Source organism: Streptomyces sp. NPDC096048 (assembly GCF_044763415.1).
In the GTDB taxonomy this organism is placed as follows: domain Bacteria; phylum Actinomycetota; class Actinomycetes; order Streptomycetales; family Streptomycetaceae; genus Streptomyces.
In genome coordinates this window covers 794,950-817,492 of the sequence record NZ_JBIWGG010000001.1, presented here as the reverse complement: position 1 = coordinate 817,492, position 22,543 = coordinate 794,950, and the positions used below count along the sequence as shown (strand labels likewise).

General features: G+C 71.1%; 19 protein-coding genes. 12 read left to right on the top strand and 7 right to left on the bottom strand.

Going from position 1 to position 22,543, the window contains the following annotated elements; genetic code table 11:
• Positions 1-128: 128 nt before the first annotated feature.
• A complete protein-coding gene (locus tag ACIQ6R_RS03900; protein ID WP_404218510.1) occupies positions 129-920 on the top strand; it encodes a protein phosphatase 2C domain-containing protein in 792 nt (263 codons plus the stop codon).
• A 112-nt stretch (positions 921-1,032) separates the two neighbouring features.
• Here the strand turns inward: ACIQ6R_RS03900 and ACIQ6R_RS03895 are convergent, their stop codons facing one another.
• Complete coding sequence (locus ACIQ6R_RS03895; RefSeq protein ID WP_404170310.1) at positions 1,033-1,527, bottom strand: MarR family winged helix-turn-helix transcriptional regulator; 495 nt, start codon at positions 1,525-1,527, stop codon at positions 1,033-1,035.
• A 239-nt stretch (positions 1,528-1,766) separates the two neighbouring features.
• On the opposite strand from ACIQ6R_RS03895, the gene ACIQ6R_RS03890 reads away from it, so the two are divergent.
• On the top strand, positions 1,767-2,594 hold the full coding sequence (locus ACIQ6R_RS03890; protein ID WP_404170308.1) for a lysozyme: 828 nt from the start codon (positions 1,767-1,769) through the stop codon (positions 2,592-2,594).
• A gap of 79 nt (positions 2,595-2,673) precedes the next feature.
• Here ACIQ6R_RS03890 and lon read toward each other — a convergent pair whose 3' ends face one another.
• A complete protein-coding gene (gene lon, locus ACIQ6R_RS03885) occupies positions 2,674-5,097 on the bottom strand; it encodes an endopeptidase La (RefSeq protein ID WP_404170305.1) in 2,424 nt (807 codons plus the stop codon).
• 188 nt (positions 5,098-5,285) lie between these two features.
• Here lon and ACIQ6R_RS03880 point away from each other — a divergent pair, with 188 nt between their 5' ends.
• The 5 genes from ACIQ6R_RS03880 to ACIQ6R_RS03860 all read left to right on the top strand — a co-directional run bounded on the left by ACIQ6R_RS03880 (position 5,286) and on the right by ACIQ6R_RS03860 (position 12,424).
• Positions 5,286-5,984, top strand: a complete 699-nt coding sequence (locus ACIQ6R_RS03880; protein ID WP_404218508.1) for a spermidine synthase — start codon at positions 5,286-5,288, stop codon at positions 5,982-5,984.
• Between the two features lie 113 nt (positions 5,985-6,097).
• A complete protein-coding gene (locus ACIQ6R_RS03875; protein WP_404170299.1) occupies positions 6,098-6,838 on the top strand; it encodes a response regulator transcription factor in 741 nt (246 codons plus the stop codon).
• Positions 6,835-7,959 carry a sensor histidine kinase gene (locus ACIQ6R_RS03870; protein ID WP_404170296.1) on the top strand — a complete coding sequence of 375 codons (1,125 nt, stop codon included), beginning with the start codon at positions 6,835-6,837 and terminating at the stop codon, positions 7,957-7,959. The genes ACIQ6R_RS03875 and ACIQ6R_RS03870 overlap by 4 nt, the downstream gene beginning before the upstream one ends.
• A gap of 283 nt (positions 7,960-8,242) precedes the next feature.
• Positions 8,243-12,073 (top strand): multifunctional oxoglutarate decarboxylase/oxoglutarate dehydrogenase thiamine pyrophosphate-binding subunit/dihydrolipoyllysine-residue succinyltransferase subunit, encoded by a 3,831-nt coding sequence (locus ACIQ6R_RS03865; RefSeq protein WP_404218506.1) that lies wholly within the window; start codon positions 8,243-8,245, stop codon positions 12,071-12,073.
• 165 nt (positions 12,074-12,238) lie between these two features.
• The gene (locus ACIQ6R_RS03860; protein WP_010061466.1) at positions 12,239-12,424 is read left to right on the top strand and encodes a DUF6104 family protein; all 186 of its coding nucleotides are present in this window, start codon (positions 12,239-12,241) and stop codon (positions 12,422-12,424) included.
• Between the two features lie 311 nt (positions 12,425-12,735).
• Here ACIQ6R_RS03860 and ACIQ6R_RS03855 read toward each other — a convergent pair whose 3' ends face one another.
• Positions 12,736-13,548 (bottom strand): hypothetical protein, encoded by an 813-nt coding sequence (locus ACIQ6R_RS03855; RefSeq protein ID WP_404170290.1) that lies wholly within the window; start codon positions 13,546-13,548, stop codon positions 12,736-12,738.
• Positions 13,549-13,684: 136 nt separating this feature from the next.
• Here ACIQ6R_RS03855 and ACIQ6R_RS03850 point away from each other — a divergent pair, with 136 nt between their 5' ends.
• Both ACIQ6R_RS03850 and ACIQ6R_RS03845 read left to right on the top strand, forming a co-directional pair.
• Complete coding sequence (locus tag ACIQ6R_RS03850) at positions 13,685-14,635, top strand: DUF4097 family beta strand repeat-containing protein (RefSeq protein ID WP_404218504.1); 951 nt, start codon at positions 13,685-13,687, stop codon at positions 14,633-14,635.
• Between the two features lies 1 nt (position 14,636).
• Positions 14,637-15,704, top strand: a complete 1,068-nt coding sequence (locus tag ACIQ6R_RS03845; protein ID WP_404218502.1) for a helix-turn-helix transcriptional regulator — start codon at positions 14,637-14,639, stop codon at positions 15,702-15,704.
• A gap of 66 nt (positions 15,705-15,770) precedes the next feature.
• Here the strand turns inward: ACIQ6R_RS03845 and ACIQ6R_RS03840 are convergent, their stop codons facing one another.
• The 4 genes from ACIQ6R_RS03840 to ACIQ6R_RS03825 form a co-directional block, all read right to left on the bottom strand.
• Entirely contained in the window at positions 15,771-16,337 is a 567-nt protein-coding gene (locus tag ACIQ6R_RS03840; protein WP_404218500.1) for a Clp protease N-terminal domain-containing protein, read from the bottom strand.
• Positions 16,337-16,546 (bottom strand): helix-turn-helix domain-containing protein, encoded by a 210-nt coding sequence (locus ACIQ6R_RS03835; protein ID WP_121749540.1) that lies wholly within the window; start codon positions 16,544-16,546, stop codon positions 16,337-16,339. The genes ACIQ6R_RS03840 and ACIQ6R_RS03835 overlap by 1 nt, the downstream gene beginning before the upstream one ends.
• 81 nt (positions 16,547-16,627) lie before the next feature.
• Positions 16,628-17,593 (bottom strand): zinc-binding dehydrogenase, encoded by a 966-nt coding sequence (locus tag ACIQ6R_RS03830; RefSeq protein ID WP_404218498.1) that lies wholly within the window; start codon positions 17,591-17,593, stop codon positions 16,628-16,630.
• Between the two features lie 334 nt (positions 17,594-17,927).
• Positions 17,928-19,157, bottom strand: coding sequence for an NADP-dependent malic enzyme (locus tag ACIQ6R_RS03825; RefSeq protein ID WP_404170274.1), 1,230 nt, complete (start codon positions 19,155-19,157; stop codon positions 17,928-17,930).
• A gap of 473 nt (positions 19,158-19,630) precedes the next feature.
• Between ACIQ6R_RS03825 and ACIQ6R_RS03820 the strand changes: the two genes are divergently transcribed.
• From ACIQ6R_RS03820 to ACIQ6R_RS03810, 3 genes are read left to right on the top strand one after another with little or no spacing between them, the layout of a single operon-like run.
• The gene (locus tag ACIQ6R_RS03820) at positions 19,631-20,761 is read left to right on the top strand and encodes an ABC transporter substrate-binding protein (protein ID WP_404218496.1); all 1,131 of its coding nucleotides are present in this window, start codon (positions 19,631-19,633) and stop codon (positions 20,759-20,761) included.
• 30 nt (positions 20,762-20,791) lie between these two features.
• Positions 20,792-21,742 (top strand): amino acid ABC transporter permease, encoded by a 951-nt coding sequence (locus tag ACIQ6R_RS03815; RefSeq protein ID WP_404170268.1) that lies wholly within the window; start codon positions 20,792-20,794, stop codon positions 21,740-21,742.
• Positions 21,739-22,500 carry an amino acid ABC transporter ATP-binding protein gene (locus tag ACIQ6R_RS03810; RefSeq protein ID WP_404170266.1) on the top strand — a complete coding sequence of 254 codons (762 nt, stop codon included), beginning with the start codon at positions 21,739-21,741 and terminating at the stop codon, positions 22,498-22,500. The genes ACIQ6R_RS03815 and ACIQ6R_RS03810 overlap by 4 nt, the downstream gene beginning before the upstream one ends.
• Positions 22,501-22,543: the final 43 nt, after the last annotated feature.

Below are 22,543 nucleotides of genomic sequence, written 5' to 3'. Positions count from 1 at the left end.
GCCGCCACGCGTTGCCGGAGTGCCGAATTCCAGCCCAAAACCGGCGCCTGACCTGCGCCCCTGCGTCGATCCCGAGGCACCTGCCGGCCTTTTGTGGATGCCGTGAAGAGGTCGTGCAGACTGGCTGGATGCGCACGGAACTCGTCTCGGAACCCGGCCTCACCGACCACCCCAACGAGGACTTCGCGAGTGTCGGACTACCGGCCTCGGGACAGGGTGGTTCGCTCGTCGTACTGGACGGCGTGACACCGCCGCGGGGTGCGACGGGGTGTCTGCATTCCGTGCCCTGGTTCACCGCGCGCCTCGGTGGCGCTCTGACCGAACTGACCGTTTCACTGCCGGATATCCCCCTCGCCGAAGCCTTGTCCCGCGCCCTCGCTCGTACCTCGGCGGCACACGCGGAAACCTGTGACCTTTCTCACCCACGAACCCCACAGGCAACCGTGGTCCTGGCCCGCTGGTCCCCCACCGCCGTCGAGTACCTGGTCCTGTCGGACTCGGCCCTGCTGGTGGAGGCCCCCGACGGCACGGTCGCGGCGGTCCTGGACGACCGGCTGGCCCGGCTGCCCCGGTCGGCCCTGGCCACGGACGCGATGATCGACGCCGACCTCCGCAACAAGGAGGGCGGCTTCTTCACGGCCGCGGCCGACCCGGCGGTGGCGGCTCGGGCGGTGACGGGCGTGCTGCCGCGCGGCGAGGTGCGGACGCTGGCAGCGCTGACGGACGGGGCGGCGCGGTGGGTGGAGACGTTCCGGGAGGGCGACTGGACGGACTGCCTCGCGCTGGTGCGCAAGCAGGGCGCGCAGGCGCTGGTGGACCGGGTGCGGGAGTTGGAGCGGGCGGACGCCGCGGGTGCCCGGGCGTTCCTGGGGCGCGCCAAGGTGCACGACGACGCGACGGTGGTGTACGCGGAACTCTGAACGCCGCTGCACAGGGAGCCCTGACACCGGTGTACGCGGAACCCTGAACGCCGCCGCACAGGGAGCCCTGACACCGGCGTACGCGGAACCCTGAACGCCGTGAGCCGCTGTCCTACCTCTCCATCCCCCGGTTCAGTTGCCGCAGCAGCCGGGCGAGTTCCGTGACCTCGCGCGGGTCCCAGTCGGCGAGCCGGCCGGCGTACCGTGCGCGGCGTGCCTCCCGCACCCGGCTGACGCGCGTCTGGCCCTCCGGGGTCAGGGTGACCAGCCAGGCGCGGCCGTCGGCGGGGTCGGGTTCACGGGCGACGAGGCCGAGGTCCTCCAGGGCGCGCAGCTGGCGGGACATCGTCGCCTTGCCGACGCCGATGTAGGCGGCGAGCTCCGTGGCGCGCTGTCCGCCGCACTCGCCGAGCCGCACGAGAAGGCCGTACGCCGACGACTCCAGGTCGGGGTGAACCTCGCGGGCCATCTCGCCCTGGTTGGCCCGTGCACGCCGGAGCAGGACCGTCAACTCCCGCTCCAGCGCCAGGAACTCCGGTTGGTTCACACCACTGCCGGACGCGTCGAATTCGACTCCGCGACCGCCGCCGTTCCCGCCTTCGTGCACGTCAGCCCCTGCCTCGATTTTCCCGGTCCTGAAAGTTTCCGCCACGGGCCGTCATCACCGCAGCTCGGCAAGTATTTCGCAGGCTTAGACCAACGGCAGACTCCGGACCCTCTTCCCACCCCTCGTTCTACGTGCGTAGCGTCTTCACCGGACCCGCGAATGGCATGCTCACGCCACTCACGGGTTCTCCCCACTCGCGCATCCCCCACCGAGCACCACCGAACCATCGGAGGCACGTCATGCCCGTGCACAGATCCGGCTCGGCCCGCAAGCGGCGCTTCGCCGTCACCGGGATCCTGCTCGCCGCGTTCTCCCTGGTAGCCACCCTCCCCGCCCACGCGTCGTCGGCCGCCGACATCCCACCGCGCGGCTCCGCCCACATGGGTATGGGCGTCGTCGAGCACGACGGGCGGCACGGCACCCCCGTCCCGGGCGACGCCACCCAGACGGAGGGCGTCGACGTCTCCGGCCACCAGGGCAACGTCGCCTGGTCGACCCTGTGGAACAGCGGGGTCAAGTGGGCCTACGTCAAGGCAACCGAGGGGACGTACTACACCAACCCCTACTTCGCCCAGCAGTACAACGGCTCGTACAACGTCGGCATGATCCGCGGCGCCTACCACTTCGCCACCCCGGACACGACGAGCGGCGCCGCCCAGGCCAACTACTTCGTCGACCACGGCGGCGGCTGGTCCCGCGACGGCAAGACCCTGCCGGGCGCGCTGGACATCGAGTGGAACCCGTACGGGGCGACCTGCTACGGCAAGACGCAGAGCCAGATGGTCTCCTGGATCCGCGACTTCCTGAACACCTACAAGGCGCGCACCGGCCGCGACGCCGTGATCTACACGGCCACCAGCTGGTGGACCCAGTGCACCGGCAACTACGGCGGCTTCGCGGCCAACAACCCGCTGTGGATCGCCCGGTACGCCTCGACGGTGGGCACGCTGCCGGCCGGCTGGGGCTTCTACACGATGTGGCAGTACACCTCGTCCGGGCCGACGGTCGGGGACCACAACAAGTTCAACGGGGCCCTGGACCGCGTCCGGGCACTCGCGAACGGCTGACGGTCCCCCTATTTCTACGGGCGAAGGCCCGGGCCTCCCTCACGGGACCCGGGCCTTCGCCTCGTCCGGCCTTCGTCCGTCACGCCGCGACCGGAACCTCCGACTCCGCACCGTTCGTCGCCGGTGCGAGCGCCAGTTCCAGGACCTGGCGGACGTCGGTGACGGCGTGGACGTCGAGCTTGTCCAGCACCTCCGCCGGGACGTCGTCCAGGTCGGGCTCGTTGCGCTTGGGGATGATCACCGTGGTGACGCCCGCCCGGTGCGCCGCGAGCAGCTTCTGCTTGACCCCGCCGATCGGCAGCACGCGGCCGGTCAGCGAGACCTCGCCGGTCATCGCCACGTCGGTGCGGACCAGCCGCCCGGAGAGCAGGGAGGCCAGCGCCGTGGTCATCGTGATGCCGGCGCTCGGACCGTCCTTGGGGACCGCGCCCGCCGGGAAGTGGATGTGCACGCCCCGGTCCTTCAGGTCGGCCACCGGCAGCTCCAGCTCGGCACCGCGACTGCGCAGGAAGCTCAGCGCGATCTGCGCCGACTCCTTCATCACGTCGCCCAGCTGACCGGTCAGGGTCAGTCCCGCCGCGCCCGTCTCCGGGTCGGCCAGCGACGCCTCGACGTACAGCACGTCACCGCCGGCGCCGGTGACCGCGAGGCCCGTGGCCACGCCGGGCACCGAGGTGCGGCGCTCGGCCGGGTCCTGGGCCGACTCGGGCACGTGGTGCGGCCGGCCGATCAGGGCGCGCAGCTCGCCCTCGGTGACGGTGAAGGGCAGCTCCCGCTCGCCCAGTTCGTGCTGGGCCGCCACCTTGCGCAGCAGCCGGGCGATCGACCGCTCCAGGGTGCGCACGCCCGCCTCGCGGGTGTACTCGCCGGCCAGCTTGCGCAGCGCGCCCTCGTCGACCGTGACCTCGTCCTCGCCGAGCCCGGCGCGCTCCAGCTGGCGCGGGAGCAGGTGGTCACGGGCGATGACGATCTTCTCGTCCTCGGTGTAGCCGTCGAGGCGGACCAGCTCCATGCGGTCGAGCAGGGCCTCCGGGATGGCTTCCAGGACGTTGGCCGTGGCGAGGAACACGACGTCGGACAGGTCCAGCTCGACCTCCAGGTAGTGGTCCCGGAAGGTGTGGTTCTGCGCCGGGTCGAGGACTTCGAGCAGTGCGGCGGCCGGGTCGCCCCGGAAGTCGGAGCCCACCTTGTCGATCTCGTCGAGGAGCACGACCGGGTTCATGGACCCGGCCTCCTTGATCGCCCGCACGATCCGGCCGGGCAGCGCGCCGACGTACGTACGCCGGTGGCCGCGGATCTCGGCCTCGTCGCGGACGCCGCCGAGGGCGACGCGGACGAACTTCCGGCCCATCGCGTGGGCGACGGACTCGCCGAGCGAGGTCTTGCCGACGCCGGGCGGGCCCACCAGGGCCAGTACGGCACCGCCGCGCCGGCCGCCCACGACGCCGAGACCCCGGTCGCCGCGCCGCTTGCGCACGGCGAGGTACTCGGTGATGCGCTCCTTCACGTCCTCCAGGCCCGCGTGCTCGGCGTCGAGCACGGCCTGGGCGCCCTGGATGTCGTAGGCGTCCTCGGTGCGCTCGCTCCACGGCATCTCCAGAACCGTGTCGAGCCAGGTGCGGATCCAGGAGCCCTCGGGCGACTGGTCGGAGGACCGCTCCAGCTTGTCGACCTCCTTGAGGGCGGCCTCGCGGACCTTCTCGGGCAGGTCGGCGGCCTCGACGCGGGCGCGGTAGTCGTCGGACTCCTCGCCCTCCTGTTCGCCGTTCAGCTCGCGCAGCTCCTTGCGCACGGCTTCGAGCTGACGGCGCAGCAGGAACTCCCGCTGCTGCTTGTCGACGCCCTCCTGGACGTCCTTGGCGATGGTCTCGGCGACGTCCTGCTCGGCGAGGTGGTCCCGCAGCTGCTGGGCGGCCAGCCTGAGGCGGGCGACCGGGTCGGCGGTCTCCAGCAGCTCGACCTTCTGCTCGGTGGTGAGGAAGGGGGAGTAGCCGGAGTTGTCGGCGAGCGCGGAGACGTCGTCGATGGCCTGGACGCGGTCGACGACCTGCCAGGCGCCGCGCTTGCGCAGCCAGGCGGTGGCCAGCGCCTTGTACTCCTTCACCAGCTCGGCGACCTGGCCGGGCAGCGGCTCGGGCACGGTCTCGTCGACGCGGGAGCCCTCGACCCACAGCGCGGCGCCGGGGCCGGTGGTGCCGGCGCCGATGCTCACCCGGTGCCGGCCGCGGATCAGGGCGCCCGGGTCTCCGTCGGCGAGGCGGCCGACCTGCTCGACCGTGCCGAGGACGCCGGTCCCGGCGTAGGTGCCGTCGACGCGCGGGACGAGCAGGACCCGGGGCTTGCCGGGCTCGGACCTGGCAGCGGCCTGGGCGGCCTCCACCGCGGCCCGCACCTCGGCGTCGCTCAGGTCCAGGGGGACGACCATGCCGGGCAGGACCACTTCGTCATCGAGCGGCAGCACGGGCAGGGTGAGCGGTGTGAAGGCTTCGGACTCAGCAGCCATGATCTCCCCTTCGGCAGTCAAGTTGAGTTACATCGACTCAATGTAAGGGAGCCCTCGATTGTTCCCCGGGGGGTGTTCGCTCTGAGCGATCAAGAGCGGAGGCGAGGGCGGCGGCGACGGCGGAGGCGCTGCGGCCCCCATGCGGGAGCACGGCCGGACGCTCCGGCATTCCCTGCCAGGATGGGCCGATGCCCACCACATCCCACGACTCCTACGACATCCCCGAAGTACTGGACCGTCGCGAGGGCCCGCACGGCGAGGTCGTCCTGCGCCGGCACGGGGCACTGCTGCAGATCATCGCGAACGGCTGCTTCCTGATGGACACCTCCGACGGGCGTTCGGAGCGGCGGCTGGTCGACGCGGCGGCCGAAGCGCTCACCGCCTCCGGCGGACGGAGCGCGCCCCACCTGCTCATCGGCGGCCTCGGCGTCGGCTTCTCGCTCGCACACGCGGCCGCCGACCCTCGCTGGGGCCGGATCGCGGTCGTCGAGCGCGAGCGCGCCGTCATCGACTGGCACCGGGACGGACCGCTGGCCGCGCTGTCCGGCGGAGCGCTGGCCGATCCGCGCACGAGGATCGTGGAAGCGGATCTCCTGGAATACGTCAATGAGACATCCGACACGTACGACGCGCTCTGCCTCGACATCGACAACGGCCCCGGCTGGACCGTCACCGAGGGCAACGACGGGCTGTACGCGCCGGCCGGACTGGCGGGCTGCGCACGGTTGTTGAGGCCCGGCGGGGTGCTTGCCGTATGGTCTGCGCAGCCCTCTCCGGAATTCGAAGAAACCTTGCGTAATGCCGGGTTCCAGCAGGTGCGTACCGAAGAGATCCCCGTTGCCCGGGGCGTTCCGGACGTCGTCCACCTCGGCGTCGGGCCTGGATAGCAAAGGCGCGGCGACTCCCCGTACGCTGCTGCTCTGACGCGGATCATTCAAGCGTCAAGCGCAGCCATGGGATCACCCCACGGATTCCGGAAAGCACACTTCAGGGGCGGGCGATGGAGCAGACACAGACCTCCCACAACGGCACGGCGACGGCTACTCCGGGCGCACAGCGACGGGTGCTGGTGGTCGAGGACGACCAGACGATCGTGGACGCCATCGCGACCCGCCTGCGCGCCGAGGGGTTCCTGGTGCAGACGGCGGGTGACGGTCCGTCCGCGGTCGACACCGCCGAGGCCTGGCAGCCCGACCTGCTGATCCTCGACATCATGCTGCCGGGCTTCGACGGTCTTGAGGTCTGCCGGCGCGTCCAGGCCCAGCGCCCGGTGCCGGTGATGATGCTCACCGCGCGCGACGACGAGACGGACATGCTGGTCGGGCTCGGCGTGGGCGCCGACGACTACATGACCAAGCCGTTCTCCATGCGCGAGCTGGCGGCGCGCGTGCACGTGCTGCTGCGCCGGGTGGAGCGGGCCGTGGTGGCCGCCTCCACGCCGCGCAGCGGCATCCTCCGCCTCGGCGAACTGGAGATCGACCACGCGCAGCGCCGGGTGCGGGTGCGCAGCGAGGACGTGCACCTCACCCCCACCGAGTTCGACCTGCTGGTCTGCCTGGCGAACACCCCGCGCGCGGTGCTCTCCCGTGAGCAGCTGCTGGCCGAGGTGTGGGACTGGGCGGACGCCTCCGGCACCCGGACCGTGGACAGCCACATCAAGGCGCTCCGCCGCAAGATCGGGGCCGAGCGCATCCGCACGGTGCACGGCGTGGGCTACGCGCTGGAGACACCTGCGCCATGAGCCGAGGACGGGAGGCCGCACGGAGGAGCCCCGGCCCCCGGAGCACCGGGGAACCCTGGGGCGGCGTACGCCCGTTCTCGATCAAGACCAAGCTGGGCGCGCTGGTCGTCACGTCGGTGCTGATCACCACCGGTCTCTCGGTGATAGCGGTGCACACCAAGACGGAGCTGCGCTTCATCACGGTCTTCTCGATGATCGCCACGCTGCTGATCACGCAGTTCGTGGCGCACTCGCTGACCGCGCCGCTGGACGAGATGAACGCGGTGGCCCGGTCCATCTCGCACGGCGACTACACGCGCCGGGTGCGCGAGAACCGCCGCGACGAGCTGGGCGACCTGGCCGTCACCATCAACCGCATGGCCGACGACCTGGAGGCCCAGGACCTCCAGCGCAAGGAGCTGGTGGCGAACGTCTCGCACGAGCTGCGCACCCCGATCGCGGGCCTGCGCGCGGTGCTGGAGAACATCGTCGACGGCGTCACCGAGGCCGACCCGGAGACCATGCGCACGGCGCTCGGGCAGACCGAGCGGCTCGGCCGGCTGGTGGAGACGCTGCTGGACCTCTCCCGCCTGGACAACGGCGTCATACCGCTGCGCAAGCGGCGCTTCGAGGTGTGGCCGTACCTGTCCGGCGTACTGAAGGAGGCCAACATGGTCGCTTCGGCGCGCGCGGGCCTCGCGTCCGGCTCCGGCAACCACACCCGCACCGACGTGCATCTGGCCCTCGACGTCTTCCCGCCGGAGCTGACCGCGCACGCCGACCCCGAGCGCATCCACCAGGTCGTCGCCAACCTCATCGACAACGCGGTCAAGCACAGCCCGCCGCACGGCCGGGTGACGGTCAGGGCGCGGCGCGGGGAGCTGCCGGAGTCGCTGGAGCTGGAGGTTCTCGACGAGGGCCCCGGCATTCCGCGTTCGGAGTGGCGCCGGGTGTTCGAGCGGTTCAACCGGGGTTCGGTGTCCCGGCCGCACGGTCCGGGCAGCGACGGCGGCACCGGGCTCGGCCTGGCGATCGCACGCTGGGCGGTGGATCTGCACGGCGGCCGGATCGGCGTGGCCGAATCCGAGCGGGGCTGCCGAATCCTGATCACCCTTCCGGGCCTGCCGTCGGCGTCGAGTTGACGTAGGGTTCGAAGCGGAGCGTCAAGATCCACTGCGTCCGCGCTGGCGGACACGTGTGATCAGGCACAGGCCCGCGTTTTCTCCGCGCCGGGTCCCGGTCTCCCCTTCCCACGCACAGCAGAACCTCGCTTGTTTCCCGCCATTTCCAGCGCCGAAACGCGGTCCGCGATGTGACTTACGCGACGATGAACGGGCCCGGTCTGACCTTCCGGGTCCAGGAGGCGTAGCCTTGATTCCCGCTGTCCACCATCTTGTGAAGAAGCGGAAGAGGGCGGTTCTCGCCGTGTCGCCACAGTCCCCCAGTAACTCGAGCATCTCGACCGACACCGACCAAGCGGGCAACGCGGGCAAGAACCCCGCGGCCGCGTTCGGTGCCAATGAATGGCTCGTCGACGAGATCTATCAGCAGTACCTCCAGGATCCGAATTCCGTTGACCGAGCCTGGTGGGACTTCTTCGCCGACTACAAGCCAGGAGCGGCCGCGGCCCAGTCCGCCTCCGGTGCCGCGAGCACGGACTCCGGAAGCGCGCCCCAGGCCGCCCCCGCGCCGCGGGCGCAGCAGCAGGCTCCCGCCCCGGCCCAGCCGGCTTCCCAGCCGGCCGCCGCACCCGCGAGGCCGGCCGCGCAGCCCGCCGCTGCCGCCCCGGCGGCTCCGGCCGCCGAGCCGGCCCCGGCCAAGCCCGCCGCCAAGCCGCAGGCGAAGGCCGCCGCGCCCGCCAAGGACGCCACCGCCACGGAGGGGCCCGCGGGCCCCGAGATGGTGACGCTGCGCGGCCCGGCCGCCGCGGTCGCGAAGAACATGAACGCCTCGCTGGAGCTGCCCACGGCCACGTCCGTGCGCGCGGTCCCGGTGAAGCTGCTGTTCGACAACCGCATCGTCATCAACAACCACCTCAAGCGCGCCCGGGGCGGGAAGATCTCCTTCACGCACCTGATCGGCTACGCGATGGTGCAGGCCATCAAGGCCATGCCGACGATGAACTACGCGTTCGGCGAGAAGGACGGCAAGCCGACGCTCATCAAGCCGGCCCACGTCAACCTCGGCCTCGCCATCGACCTGGTCAAGCCCAACGGCGACCGCCAGCTGGTCGTCGCGGCGATCAAGAAGGCCGAGACGCTGAACTTCTTCGAGTTCTGGCAGGCCTACGAGGACATCGTCCGCCGCGCCCGCGACGGCAAGCTGACGATGGACGACTTCTCCGGCGTCACGGTCTCCCTGACCAACCCGGGCGGCCTCGGCACCGTCCACTCGGTGCCGCGCCTGATGCCCGGCCAGGCCGTCATCATGGGCGTCGGCTCGATGGACTACCCGGCGGAGTTCCAGGGCACCAGCCAGGACACCCTGAACAAGCTCGGCATCTCGAAGGTCATGACGCTCACGTCGACCTACGACCACCGGGTCATCCAGGGCGCCGCCTCCGGCGAGTTCCTGCGCCAGGTCGCCAACCTGCTCCTCGGCGAGAACGGCTTCTACGACGAGATCTTCGAGGCGCTGCGCATCCCCTACGAGCCGGTCCGCTGGCTCAAGGACATCGACGCCTCGCACGACGACGACGTCACCAAGGCCGCCCGTGTCTTCGAGCTGATCCACTCCTACCGGGTCCGTGGCCACGTCATGGCCGACACCGACCCGCTGGAGTACCAGCAGCGCAAGCACCCCGACCTGGACATCACCGAGCACGGGCTCACCCTGTGGGACCTGGAGCGCGAGTTCGCGGTCGGCGGCTTCGCCGGCAAGTCCCTGATGAAGCTGCGCGACATCCTCGGCGTGCTGCGCGACTCGTACTGCCGCACCACCGGCGTCGAGTTCATGCACATCCAGGACCCGAAGCAGCGCAAGTGGATCCAGGACCGCATCGAGCGCTCGCACACCAAGCCGGAGCGCGAGGAGCAGCTGCGCATCCTGCGCCGCCTGAACGCCGCCGAGGCGTTCGAGACGTTCCTCCAGACCAAGTACGTCGGCCAGAAGCGCTTCTCCCTGGAGGGCGGCGAGTCCGTCATCCCGCTGCTGGACGCGGTCATCGACTCGGCGGCCGAGTCCCGCCTGGACGAGGTCGTCATCGGCATGGCCCACCGCGGCCGGCTGAACGTGCTGGCCAACGTCGTCGGCAAGTCGTACGCGCAGATCTTCCGCGAGTTCGAGGGCAACCTCGACCCGAAGTCGATGCACGGCTCCGGTGACGTGAAGTACCACCTGGGCGCCGAGGGCACCTTCACCGGCCTGGACGGCGAGCAGATCAAGGTCTCGCTGGTGGCGAACCCCTCCCACCTGGAGGCGGTCGACCCGATCGTCGAGGGCGTCGCCCGCGCCAAGCAGGACATCATCAACAAGGGCGGCACGGACTTCACCGTCCTGCCGGTGGCGATCCACGGCGACGCGGCCTTCGCGGGCCAGGGCGTGGTGGCCGAGACCCTGAACATGTCGCAGCTGCGCGGTTACCGCACCGGCGGCACGGTCCACGTCGTCATCAACAACCAGGTCGGCTTCACCGCCGCCCCGGAGTCGTCGCGTTCCTCCATGTACGCGACGGACGTGGCCCGCATGATCGAGGCCCCGATCTTCCACGTGAACGGCGACGACCCGGAGGCCTGCGTCCGCGTGGCGCGGCTGGCCTTCGAGTTCCGCCAGGCGTTCAACAAGGACGTGGTGATCGACCTCATCTGCTACCGCCGCCGCGGTCACAACGAGACCGACAACCCGGCCTTCACCCAGCCGCTGATGTACGACCTGATCGACAAGAAGCGCTCGGTGCGCAAGCTGTACACCGAGTCCCTCATCGGTCGCGGCGACATCACCCTGGAAGAGGCCGAGCAGGCGCTGCAGGACTACCAGGGCCAGCTGGAGAAGGTCTTCACCGAGGTCCGCGAGGCCGCTTCGCAGCCGTCCGCCGCGGAGCCCTCGGACCCGCAGGCCGAGTTCCCGGTCGCCGTGAACACCGCGGTCACCGCCGAGACCGTCAAGCGGATCGCCGAGTCCCAGGTCAACATCCCCGACCACGTCACCGTGCACCCGCGGCTGCTGCCGCAGCTGCAGCGCCGGGCGGCGATGGTCGAGGACGGCACGATCGACTGGGGCATGGGCGAGACCCTCGCCGTCGGCTCGCTGCTCCTGGAGGGCGTCCCGGTCCGGCTGTCCGGCCAGGACTCGCAGCGCGGCACCTTCGGCCAGCGGCACGCGGTGCTCATCAACCGCGAGACCGGCGACGAGTTCACGCCGCTGCTGTACCTGTCCGAGGACCAGGCCCGGTACAACGTCTACAACTCCCTGCTCTCCGAGTACGCGGTGATGGGCTTCGAGTACGGCTACTCGCTGGCCCGCCCCGACGCGCTGGTGATGTGGGAGGCGCAGTTCGGCGACTTCGTCAACGGCGCCCAGACGGTCGTGGACGAGTTCATCTCGTCGGCCGAGCAGAAGTGGAACCAGACGAGCGGCGTGACGCTCCTGCTCCCGCACGGCTACGAGGGCCAGGGCCCGGACCACTCCTCGGCCCGCCCGGAGCGCTTCCTGCAGCTCTGCGCGCAGAACAACATGACGGTCGCGATGCCGACCCTGCCGTCGAACTACTTCCACCTCCTGCGGTGGCAGGTGCACAACCCGCACCACAAGCCGCTGGTCGTCTTCACCCCGAAGTCGATGCTGCGCCTCAAGGCCGCGGCGTCGAAGGCGGAGGAGTTCACGACGGGCCAGTTCCGCCCGGTCATCGGCGACGACTCGGTCGACGCGGCCGCGGTCAGGAAGGTCGTCTTCTGCGCCGGCAAGGTCTACTACGACCTGGACGCCGAGCGGAAGAAGCGCGGCATCACGGACACGGCCATCATCCGCATCGAGCGCCTGTACCCGCTGCCGGGTGCCGAGCTCCAGGCGGAGATCGCCAAGTACCCGAACGCCGAGAAGTACCTGTGGACCCAGGAGGAGCCGGCGAACCAGGGTGCCTGGCCGTTCATCGCGCTCAACCTGATCGACCACCTGGACCTGGCGGTCGGCGCCGACGTCCCGCACGGCGAGCGCCTGCGTCGCATCTCGCGTCCGCACGGCTCGTCCCCGGCCGTCGGTTCCGCCAAGCGGCACCAGGCCGAGCAGGAGCAGCTGGTGCGTGAGGTGTTCGAGGCCTGAGCCTCCGAACGGCCTGACGGCCCGACGTCTGAGGGCCCGCCCCCCGGGAGACCGGGGGGCGGGCCCTCGGCGTGCTGGGCCTGCCTATCCTGGGACCAGCGGTTTCCGCAGCATCCGACCCTGTCCGGCCCACCCGGCCCGACCGACCATCCGACGGAGAGCACGTTGTACTTCACCGACCGCGGCATCGAGGAACTGGAGAAGCGGCGCGGCGAGGAGGAGGTCACCTTCGAGTGGCTCGCCGAGCAGCTGCGGACCTTCGTCGACCTGAACCCGGACTTCGAGGTACCGGTGGAGCGGCTGGCGACGTGGCTGGCGCGGCTGGACGACGAGGACGACGAGGACGAGTAGTTCCACCGGGGGCGCGCCACCTCGGCTCCGGGGCTGTCACGGCCACGGGGGGCGCGGGGGCGCGCCACCGCGGCTCGTACGGAGTGGCGCACGGCCCTCGGGGGCGCACCACCACGGCCCGCACGGACTGGCGCGGCCCCCAGGAGCGCACCGCCACGGCCCTTACGGAGTGGCACGCCCCCGCGGAGGGGGCGCGCCACTGCGAAGGGGGCGCGCCGCTTCGGAGAGGGCGCGCCACTGCGAAGGGGGCGCGCCGCTTCGGAGAGGGCGTGCCGCTTCGGAGAGGGCGCGCCGCTTCGGCTCCCGCGCTGTCACGGCCGCCGCCGTGCCAGCCCGTACGTCACCCCCAGCGCGCCGTGCGCGACCAGCAGCGCCCCCGCGGTGGTCCAGCCGCCGGCACGGTGTCGCAGGCCCCAGGCGGTGAGCGACAGGCCGGCCGCCATCTGGGCCGCGGCCAGGGCGCGGGCGCCGGGGCCGCCCACCCAGGGCATCCAGGGGGCGAGTCGGCTCTCGTCGGCGGTGGGGTGGCGTCCGGCGGCCTCGGTCCGCCGGGCGTCGGGCAGGGCGCGGGCGGCCGCGCCAAGGCGGTCGGCGGGTTCGCCGGGGTCGAGTCCGGCGGGGAGCGCGACCCCCGCACGCGTGAGAACCGCGAGCAGTCCGCGCAGCCTGGTACGGGCGTCGGCCCCCGGGTCCGGCTTCGTCAGCCGGTCCAGCGACTGGACGTCCAGGACCGGGTCCAGACCCAGGCGGGCCGCGAAGGTCCGCATCGCCTCGTCCTCGCCGGCCGGGGTGCCGCCCGCGAGCCACACGTAGCCGACAGGGCGGCGGAATCCGGACGCGAGGGTGTAACCGGCCCGGTCGGCGTCCCACCACAGGGCGAGTACGGGCCACGGGGCGCCGACGGCGAGGGCCCCGGCCCAGCCCGTGAGTACGCGGTCGACCGGTTCGTCGCCGTGCCGCCAGGGCCTGCCCTCCGGAACGAGCACGCTCCACTCCTCGCCGGCGCGGACCAGCGGCATGCGTTCGCCCAGCAGCGGGGCGACGGCGGCGACGGAGTCCGGCTCCGCGCGGCACAGCAGCAGCGCACCGGCAGCGGGATCGGACACGGACTCTTCCGTCGACATGCTCTCAAGCTAGGGCAATTCAGCCCCTTCGGCCGATCACTGGTCACCAGAACGGGTGTCTTGACTTTCCGCGCCCGCGATATATCGTGAATCACGGAGGACGCGATATGGCGCGTTCGGTCGAGGAGGTCTCACCATGTCCGAGTGGTCCGTCGCGGAGCCCAGGAAACTCACCTTCGACGAGTCCGTGAGCGAGCTCCACGTACGCATCGTCAATGGAACAGTGAACGTCGTGGGCACGGACGAGGGTTCCGCCCGCCTGGAGGTCTCGGAGATCGAGGGGCCGCCCCTGGTCGTGACCCACCAGGACGGCGTGCTCACGGTGGCCTACGAGGACCTGCCCTGGAAGGGCTTCCTCAAGTGGCTCGACCGCAAGGGCTGGCGCCGCAGCGCGGTGGTCTCCCTGGCCGTGCCGACGGGCACCCGCCTGGAGGTGGGCGTGGTCAGCGCCGCGGCCGTGGTCTCCGGGCTCGACGGGCGCGCCGAGGTGAGGGGCGTCTCCGGCGACACCACACTGGTGAGCCTCGCGGGCCCGGTCCGCGCCGACACCGTCTCCGGGAACGTGGAGGCGCAGGCCCTCACCGGAGACCTGCGCTTCAACTCCGTCTCCGGCGACCTGACGGTGGTCGAGGCGGGCTCGTCCGTCCGGGCCGACTCGGTGAGCGGTTCGATGATCGTCGACCTGGACTCCGCCGGCGGGCCCACCGACATCAGCCTGACCAGCGTCTCGGGTGAGATCGCCATCCGGCTGCCCCAGCCGGCCGACGCGGAGGTGGAGGCGAACACGGCCAGCGGCACCGTCTCCAGCGCCTTCGAGGACCTCCGGGTGGGCGGCCAGTGGGGCGCCAAGCGGATCACCGGCCGGCTCGGCGCGGGCAACGGCCGCCTGAAGGCCACGACGGTCTCCGGCTCGATCGCCCTGCTGCGCCGTCCGGCGGCGCAGGACACACCGTGGGAGCGGGAACCGCGGAGCACCGGCCCGGCGGGCGACGCTCAGGACGACTCGGGGGACAATTCCGCTTCCGGCCGGGACCACGGCGCCGCCGGCGCCCCGGCCGACGGCACGACCGACAAGAAGGTGCTCTGACATGTCCCCCGTCTTCGCCCACGGCCGCCTCCGTCTCTACCTCCTCAAGCTCCTGGACGAGGCCCCGCGCCACGGCTACGAGGTGATCCGGCTCCTCGAAGAGCGTTTCCAGGGCCTGTACGCGCCGTCGGCGGGCACGGTGTACCCGCGCCTGGCCAAGCTGGAGGCCGAGGGCCTGGTCACCCACACCACCGAAGGCGGCCGCAAGGTGTACGCCATCACGGACGCCGGCCGCGCCGAGCTGTCCGACCGCAGTGGTGAACTGGCCGATCTGGAGCTGGAGATCCGGGAGTCGGTCGCCGAACTCGCCGCCGAGATCCGGGCCGACGTGCGCGGTGCCGCGGGCGATCTGCGCCGGGAGATGCGGGCCGCGGCCAGCGCGGCCCATCGGGGCACCGGCGCGGGAGCGCACGACGAGGGCAGCGGCTCCGCCACCGGCACCGCTGACGCCGACGACAAGGAGGCCTGGCGCGCCGCCAAGGAGGAGATGCGGCGCGTCAAGCAGGAGTGGAAGGAGCAGGCCCGCCGCGCCAAGGACGAGAGCCGCCGCGCCCGCGAGGAGGCCCAGCGGGCCCGGCGCCAGGCCAAGGAGGCCCAGGAGCGGGCCCGGGTGCAGGCGCAGGAGGAGGTGCAGCGCATCGCCCAGCGGGTCCAGGAACAGGTGCAGGACCACTTCGCGCGGGGCGACTGGCCGACAGGTCTGCGCGAGGGCCTGAGCGAACTGGCCAAGGAGGTCGGCGACTTCGGGAAGGACTTCGGAAAGGAGTTCGGCAAGGACTGGGGCTTCGGCCGCACCGACGCCGAGAAGTCCGCCCACCGGCCCGAGTACTCCGCCACCCCCGAGGACTTCCCGGCCGGTTACGCACCGGCCTGGGCCCACGAGGACGCCGCGGAGGCCACCGGCGACCCGGCGCGAGACCTGGACCGGCTGCTCGACCGCTTCCGGGACGACATCCGCGACGCGGCCCGGGACCACGGCGTCACCGCCGACCAGCTCCGCGACGCCCGCCTCCAGCTGTCGACCGCGGCGGCGCACATCGGGGCGATACTGCGCACCCCGAAGGCCTGAGCCCTCGCGCGCGGCTCCCCCGGCCCAGCACCGCAAACGCCCGGCCGGGGGGCGAGGCCGCGCAGGTCAGGCGCAGGCCTCCCCCGCACCGCCGCCCAGCACCCTGGTCAGCGACTCGTGGGTCACCCCGTGGTCGGCGAGCACCTCGGCGGGCACACCGGGACGGACGGTGAGGGCGAGCAGGATGTGCTCGTCCCCGATACTCCGGTCGCGCCGGGCGACGGCGGCCCGCAGGGCCAGCTCCAGCACCTCCTTGGCGCCCTTGCCGAAGCTGCGGTGCTGCCCGGACCACCAACGCTTGCCGGTCCGTTCCCCGGACATAGCGCCGACGCCGTGAGCCTCCTCCACCCGGGCGACGATCTCGGAGACGTCGATCCCCAGCCCGGCGAGGGCGTCGGTCTCGGCCCGCGTCAGCCCGGCACGGCGTCGCGCCTCCGCCAGTGCCCGCCGTACCGCGTCCTCGCGTTCCCCGACCCCGAGCGCCGACAGCGCGAAGGAGGCGCGGCTGCCCTCACGGTCCAGCAGGGCGAGGAGCAGGTGCTCGGCGTCGACGGTCTGCGCCCGCGCCCCTTCGGCGTGCTCGACCGCCCCCTGCACCACGGCCCGGGCGTCCTTCGTGAATCGCTCGAACATCAATGCCTCCCGTACTTCTTGTGCACGGCCTGCCTGCTGACTCCGAGTTCCGTGGCGATCTCCTGCCACGACCACCCCTGATTGCGCGCGCTGCGCACCTGCACCGCCTCCAGCTGCTCCAGCAGCATCCGCAGCGCGGCGACGGCCCGCAGCCCGACCCGAGGGTCGCGATCACCGGCACGCGCGGCGAGATCGGTTGCTTCGCTCATGAAGTCAACATAGGTTGACACCCCGGAGTGCGTCAACCACAGTTGACACACTCCGGGGTGTCGGAGGCACGCGGGGACGCGTCAGGAACCGGCGAGCACGATCTTGCCGAACAGTCCTCCGGAGGCCATCCGCTCGAAGCCCTCGCGGGCCCGGTCCATCGGAAGCACCTCGTCGATGACGGGACGCACACCGGCCGCCGCGCAGAAGGACAGCAGGTCCTCCAGCTCGTCCTTGGTACCCATCGTGGATCCGACGATCTTGAGCTCCAGGAAGAAGACCCGGGTCAGCTCCGCGTGCGAGGGCCGGTCGCCGCTGGTGGCGCCGGAGATGACGAGCGTGCCGCCCGGCCGCAGCGACTTCACCGAGTGGGACCAGGTCGCGGCGCCCACGGTCTCGATGACGGCGTCGACCCGCTGCGGCAGCCGCGCGCCCGGCTCGACGGCCTCCACGGCGCCCAGCTCCAGGGCGCGCTTCCGCTTGGCCTCGTCCCGGCTGGTGGCGAAGACCCGCAGTCCCGCCGCCTTGCCCAGCACGATCGCTGCCGTGGCGACCCCGCCGCCGGCGCCCTGCACCAGCACCGAGTCCCCCGGACGCACCCCGGCGTTGGTGAACAGCATCCGGTACGCCGTCAGCCAGGCGGTCGGCAGACAGGCCGCCTCCTCGAAGGACAGTTCCTTCGGCTTGGGCAGGATGTTCCAGGTCGGCACGGCGACCTGCTCGGCGAACGTCCCCGGGTAGCGCTCGGTGAGGATGGAACGGGGCTCCTTGGGGCCGACCCCGTGGCCGGACTGACCGATCACGGAATGCAGGACGACCTCGTTGCCGTCCTCGTCGACACCGGCGGCGTCGCAGCCGAGGATCATCGGCAGCCGGTCCTCCGGGAGACCGACGCCGCGCAGGGACCACAGGTCGTGGTGGTTGAGGGAGGCGGCCCTGACATCGACGACACTCCAGCCGGGACGGGCCTGGGGAGCCGGACGCTCTCCCAACTCCAGGCCGGTCAGCGGCTGGTCGCGGTCGATTCGGGCGGCGTAGACAGCGAACATGACCTTGACGATAGGTTCCCGACCCGCCGACCGGAACCACGACGCCCTGTGACACACGCCCTCTTGCACCACCCACCCAGCTGCGGGCAGTCGCGCCTCCCCCGTGCCTGAACGGCCCGGGAGGCACCCCCAGGGGCGGCACGGATGGGCGGTGGGGGCACCTCCCGCCCGAGCGAAGGCGAGAGTGGGGGAGGCACCCCCTCACCGCCGGGCCGCGCACCGACCCCCGCCCAACCCCCGCGCCACCCCACCGATCAAGCGTACGGCCCCGTCCACCAGGGACGAGGCCGTACACCACACGCAGCATCACACCGTCACCGGCACGATCACACCGTCACCGGCGCGCGACCCCCTCCGCCCGAGCCGCCGCCGCCACCGCCGCCGTAACGGCCGGCGCGACGCGCTCGTCGAACGGGGACGGGATGACGTAGTCCGCGGCGAGGTCGTCCCCCACCACGGAGGCCAGCGCCTCCGCCGCCGCGAGCTTCATGCCCTCGGTGATCCGGGACGCCCGCACCTGCAGCGCGCCCGCGAAGATGCCCGGGAACGCCAGCACGTTGTTGATCTGGTTCGGGAAGTCCGAGCGCCCCGTCGCGACGACCGCCGCGTACTTGTGGGCGACCTCCGGGTGCACCTCGGGGTTCGGGTTGGCCATGGCGAAGACGAACGCGCCCTTCGCCATCGAGGCGACCGCCGGCTCCGGCACCGTACCGCCGGAGACGCCGATGAAGACGTCGGCGCCGGACAGGGCCGCCTCCAGCGAGCCGGACAGCCCCGCCTTGTTGGTGAAGGAGGCCAACTCCCGCTTGACCGGGGTCAGGTCGTCCCGGTCGGCCGAGACGACGCCCTTGCGGTCGGCGACCGCGACGTCCCCGATGCCGGCCTCCACCAGCATCTTGGCGATGGCGACGCCGGCCGCGCCCGCGCCCGAGATCACCGCCCGCAGCTCACCCAGCGTCCGCCCGCTCAGCCGCGCGGCGTTCCGCAGGGCCGCCAGCGTCACGACCGCCGTGCCGTGCTGGTCGTCGTGGAAGATCGGGATGTCCAGGCGCTCCTGGAGCTTGCGCTCGATCTCGAAGCACCGCGGCGCCGAGATGTCCTCCAGGTTCACGCCGCCGAAGGAGGGCGCGAGCCGCACCACCGTCTCGACGATGTCGTCGGCGTCCGTGCAGTCGAGCGCGATCGGGACCGCGTCCACACCGCCGAACTGCTTGAACAGGATCGCCTTCCCCTCCATCACCGGAAGAGAGGCTTCGGGCCCGATGTCACCGAGTCCCAGAACGGCCGTACCGTCCGTCACGACCGCCACGACCGATGACTTCCAGGTGTAGTCGTGCACGAGGTCGGGCTGCTCGGCGATCGCGCTGCACACTTTCGCGACGCCGGGCGTGTACGCCAGGGACAGGTCGTCCTTGTCACGGACCGGCACGGTGGCCTGCACGGCCATCTTGCCGCCGCGGTGCAGCGCGAACGCGGGGTCGAAGGAGTCGAGGGGCTCCGCGCCCGCCTCCTGCTCCGTACTGGCGTCGCTGTCGCTGCGAGGATTGACGATCTCCGCTGCCACTTTGTCTTACCCCTTAAAAGTTCATGGTTTGAGGGTTTGTCCACTCCTGGTGAGGAATGGGCGGGCACCGCGCAGGAGGATGGCCGTTGGGACCACGTGGGCCCTGCGCGACGGGCGCGCCGCACACGCGCCCTGAGCCCCTGATGAGGGGTGTAAAGAACCTTCTTACCCGACGGACACCCACCGCGACGAGTCCGATAAGGGCAAGCTCACATGTCGGACCTCGGTCGCCGCATGCCGGTGACATGGCTCATACCCAGGGATCCGGACAACTTCTCGTCGCCCCTTGACAGGCGCGGAGAACAAGCTTTCAGCAGCTGCACGCACCGCTGAACCGTGCCCGTATATCGAGGAACACCGAAGATCTTTCGGCCGGAAGGGCAGATTCCCGTAAAGGTTCGGTCGTGATGTACCGACCTGGTGCGGTTCGGGGGGTGACCCGTTATCCGATTTTGACATGACGTCCCCCCTGAATGGCCGAGTCCGAATGGCAAGATGCCGTAATCACACGAGGTCGCGGCACTCGAAGGCGTGTGCTCTCGTCGACCCACGGCGCCTGCCGGTCACCCGGCCGGCGTCCCGTCCCACCGGAACACCACCGTCCCCATCGGCATCTCCCTTCATCCGCCGGAGGAACCACCATGACCGCAAGCTCCACCCGTCGTACGACCGCCGCGCACTCCCGGCTAGCAGCGGTCGGTGCGATCGCGGTCGCAGGCGCCCTGCTGCTCACCGGATGCGGCGACCAGACCGAGAGCAGCGGCTCCGGCAGCGGCGACAACCAGTCCGCGGCGGGGGCCCCGCTGGCCGACAAGCTGCCCCAGTCCATCCGTGACAAGGGCGTCATCAAGGTCGGCTCCGACATCGCCTACGCCCCGGTCGAGTTCAAGGACAAGTCCGGCAAGACGGTCGGCATCGACCCGGACCTCGCGGACGCCATGGGCAAGCAGCTCGGCGTGAAGTTCGAGTTCGAGAACGGCACCTTCGACACCCTGATCACCGGTCTGCGCTCCAAGCGCTACGACATCGCCATGTCCGCGATGACCGACACCAAGGACCGCCAGGAGGGCGTCGACTCGGACACCGGCAAGAAGGTCGGCCAGGGCGTCGACTTCGTGGACTACTTCACCGCCGGTGTCTCGATCTACACCAAGAAGGGCGACGACCAGGGCATCAAGACCTGGTCCGACCTGTGCGGCAAGAAGCTGGTGCTGCAGCGCGGCACCGTCTCCGAGGACCTCGCCAAGGCCGAGAACGAGAAGTGCCCGGCCGGCAAGAAGATCTCCATGGAGGCCTTCGACAACGACCAGCAGGCCCAGACCCGCCTGCGCGCGGGCGGCGCCGACGCCGGTTCCTCCGACTTCCCGGTCGCGGCGTACGCGGTGAAGACCTCCGGCGGCGGCAAGGACTTCGAGCTCGTCGGCGAGCAGGTCGAGGCCGCGCCGTACGGCATCGCGGTCGCCAAGGACAGCACGCAGCTGCGGGACGCCCTGAAGGCGGCGCTGGACGCGGTGATCGCCAACGGCGAGTACAAGAAGATCATGGACAAGTGGGGCGTGGCGGAAGGTGCCGTCACGGAGGCCACCATCAACGGCGGCAAGTGACCGCGCGGCGGGCACTGAAAGGCAACATCCGTGACTGTTGACATCGACAAGACGGCGGGCGGCCCGGCCGACACCCCGCCGGCCGGACCGGAGGCCATCAAGGCCATCCCGGTCCGGCACTACGGGCGGTACGTCTCCGCGGTCGTCGCGCTCGCGCTGCTGGCCGCCGTCGTCTACGCGTTCTCCCAGGGCAAGATCAACTGGGGTGCGATCCCGGACTACTTCTTCGACGACCGCGTCCTGACCGGCATGGGCAAGACGCTCCTGATCACCGTCCTGGCGATGCTGATCGGCGTCGTCGGCGGCATCCTGCTCGCCGTGATGCGGCTGTCGAAGAACCCGGTGACCTCGTCCATCGCGTGGTTCTACATCTGGTTCTTCCGCGGCACGCCCGTCCTGGTGCAGCTGGTCGTCTGGTTCAACCTGGGCCTGGTCTTCGAGTACATCAACCTGGGCCCGTTCTACCGCGACGAGTGGTCGGACTTTATGACGCCGTTCCTGACGGCACTGCTCGGCCTCGGCCTCAACGAGGCCGCGTACATGGCGGAGATCTGCCGCGCCGGTCTGCTCGCGGTCGACGAGGGGCAGACCGAGGCGGCGCACGCGCTCGGCATGAGCCACACCAAGACGCTGCGCCGGATCGTGGTGCCGCAGGCGATGCGCGTGATCGTGCCGCCGACCGGCAACGAGGTCATCAACATGCTGAAGACGACCTCACTGGTGTCGGTCGTCCAGTACGCCGAGTTGTTCAGGGTCGCCCAGGACATCGGCCAGACCTCCGGCGCCCCGGCCGAGATGCTGTTCCTGGCGGCGGCCTGGTACCTGCTGCTGACCTCGGTCTTCAGCGTCGGTCAGTACTACCTGGAGCGCTACTACGCACGCGGCTCCAGCCGCAGCCTGCCCGCCACCCCGATGCAGAAGATCAGGGCGAACCTGCTGTCCCTGTCGAACCGCTCCAGCACGTCGGGAGGTACGGCATGACCGCCATGGTCAAGGCCGAAGGCGTCCACAAGTCCTTCGGCGCCGTCGAGGTCCTCAAGGGCATCGACCTGGAGGTGGAGCAGGGTGAGGTGTTCTGCCTCATCGGCCCCTCGGGCTCGGGCAAGTCGACCTTCCTGCGCTGCATCAACCACCTGGAGAAGATCAACGCCGGGCGGCTCTACGTCGACGGCGAGCTGGTCGGATACCGCCAGAAGGGCGACAAGCTCTACGAGCTGAAGGACAGCGAGGTCGCGGTCAAGCGCCGGGACATCGGCATGGTCTTCCAGCGCTTCAACCTGTTCCCGCACATGACGGCCGTCGAGAACGTCATGGAGGCGCCCGTACAGGTCAAGGGCGTCAGCAGGGCCCAGGCCAGGGACCGCGCACGCCAGCTCCTGGAGCGCGTGGGCCTGGGCGACAAGGCCGGCAACTACCCCTCGCAGCTCTCCGGCGGCCAGCAGCAGCGCGTCGCCATCGCGCGGGCGCTCGCCATGGACCCGAAGCTGATGCTGTTCGACGAGCCGACCTCGGCCCTGGACCCGGAGCTGGTCGGCGACGTCCTCGACGTCATGCGCGACCTCGCCGAGTCCGGCATGACGATGGTCGTCGTCACCCACGAGATGGGCTTCGCCCGCGAGGTCGGCGACAGCTTGGTCTTCATGGACGACGGTGTGGTGGTCGAGTCGGGCAACCCGCGCGACGTCCTGACCGACCCGCAGCACGAGCGGACGAAGGCGTTCCTGTCCAAGGTCCTCTGACAGGGGTGGTCGCGGGGAGGGGCGGTGCGGGTGTCACGCACCG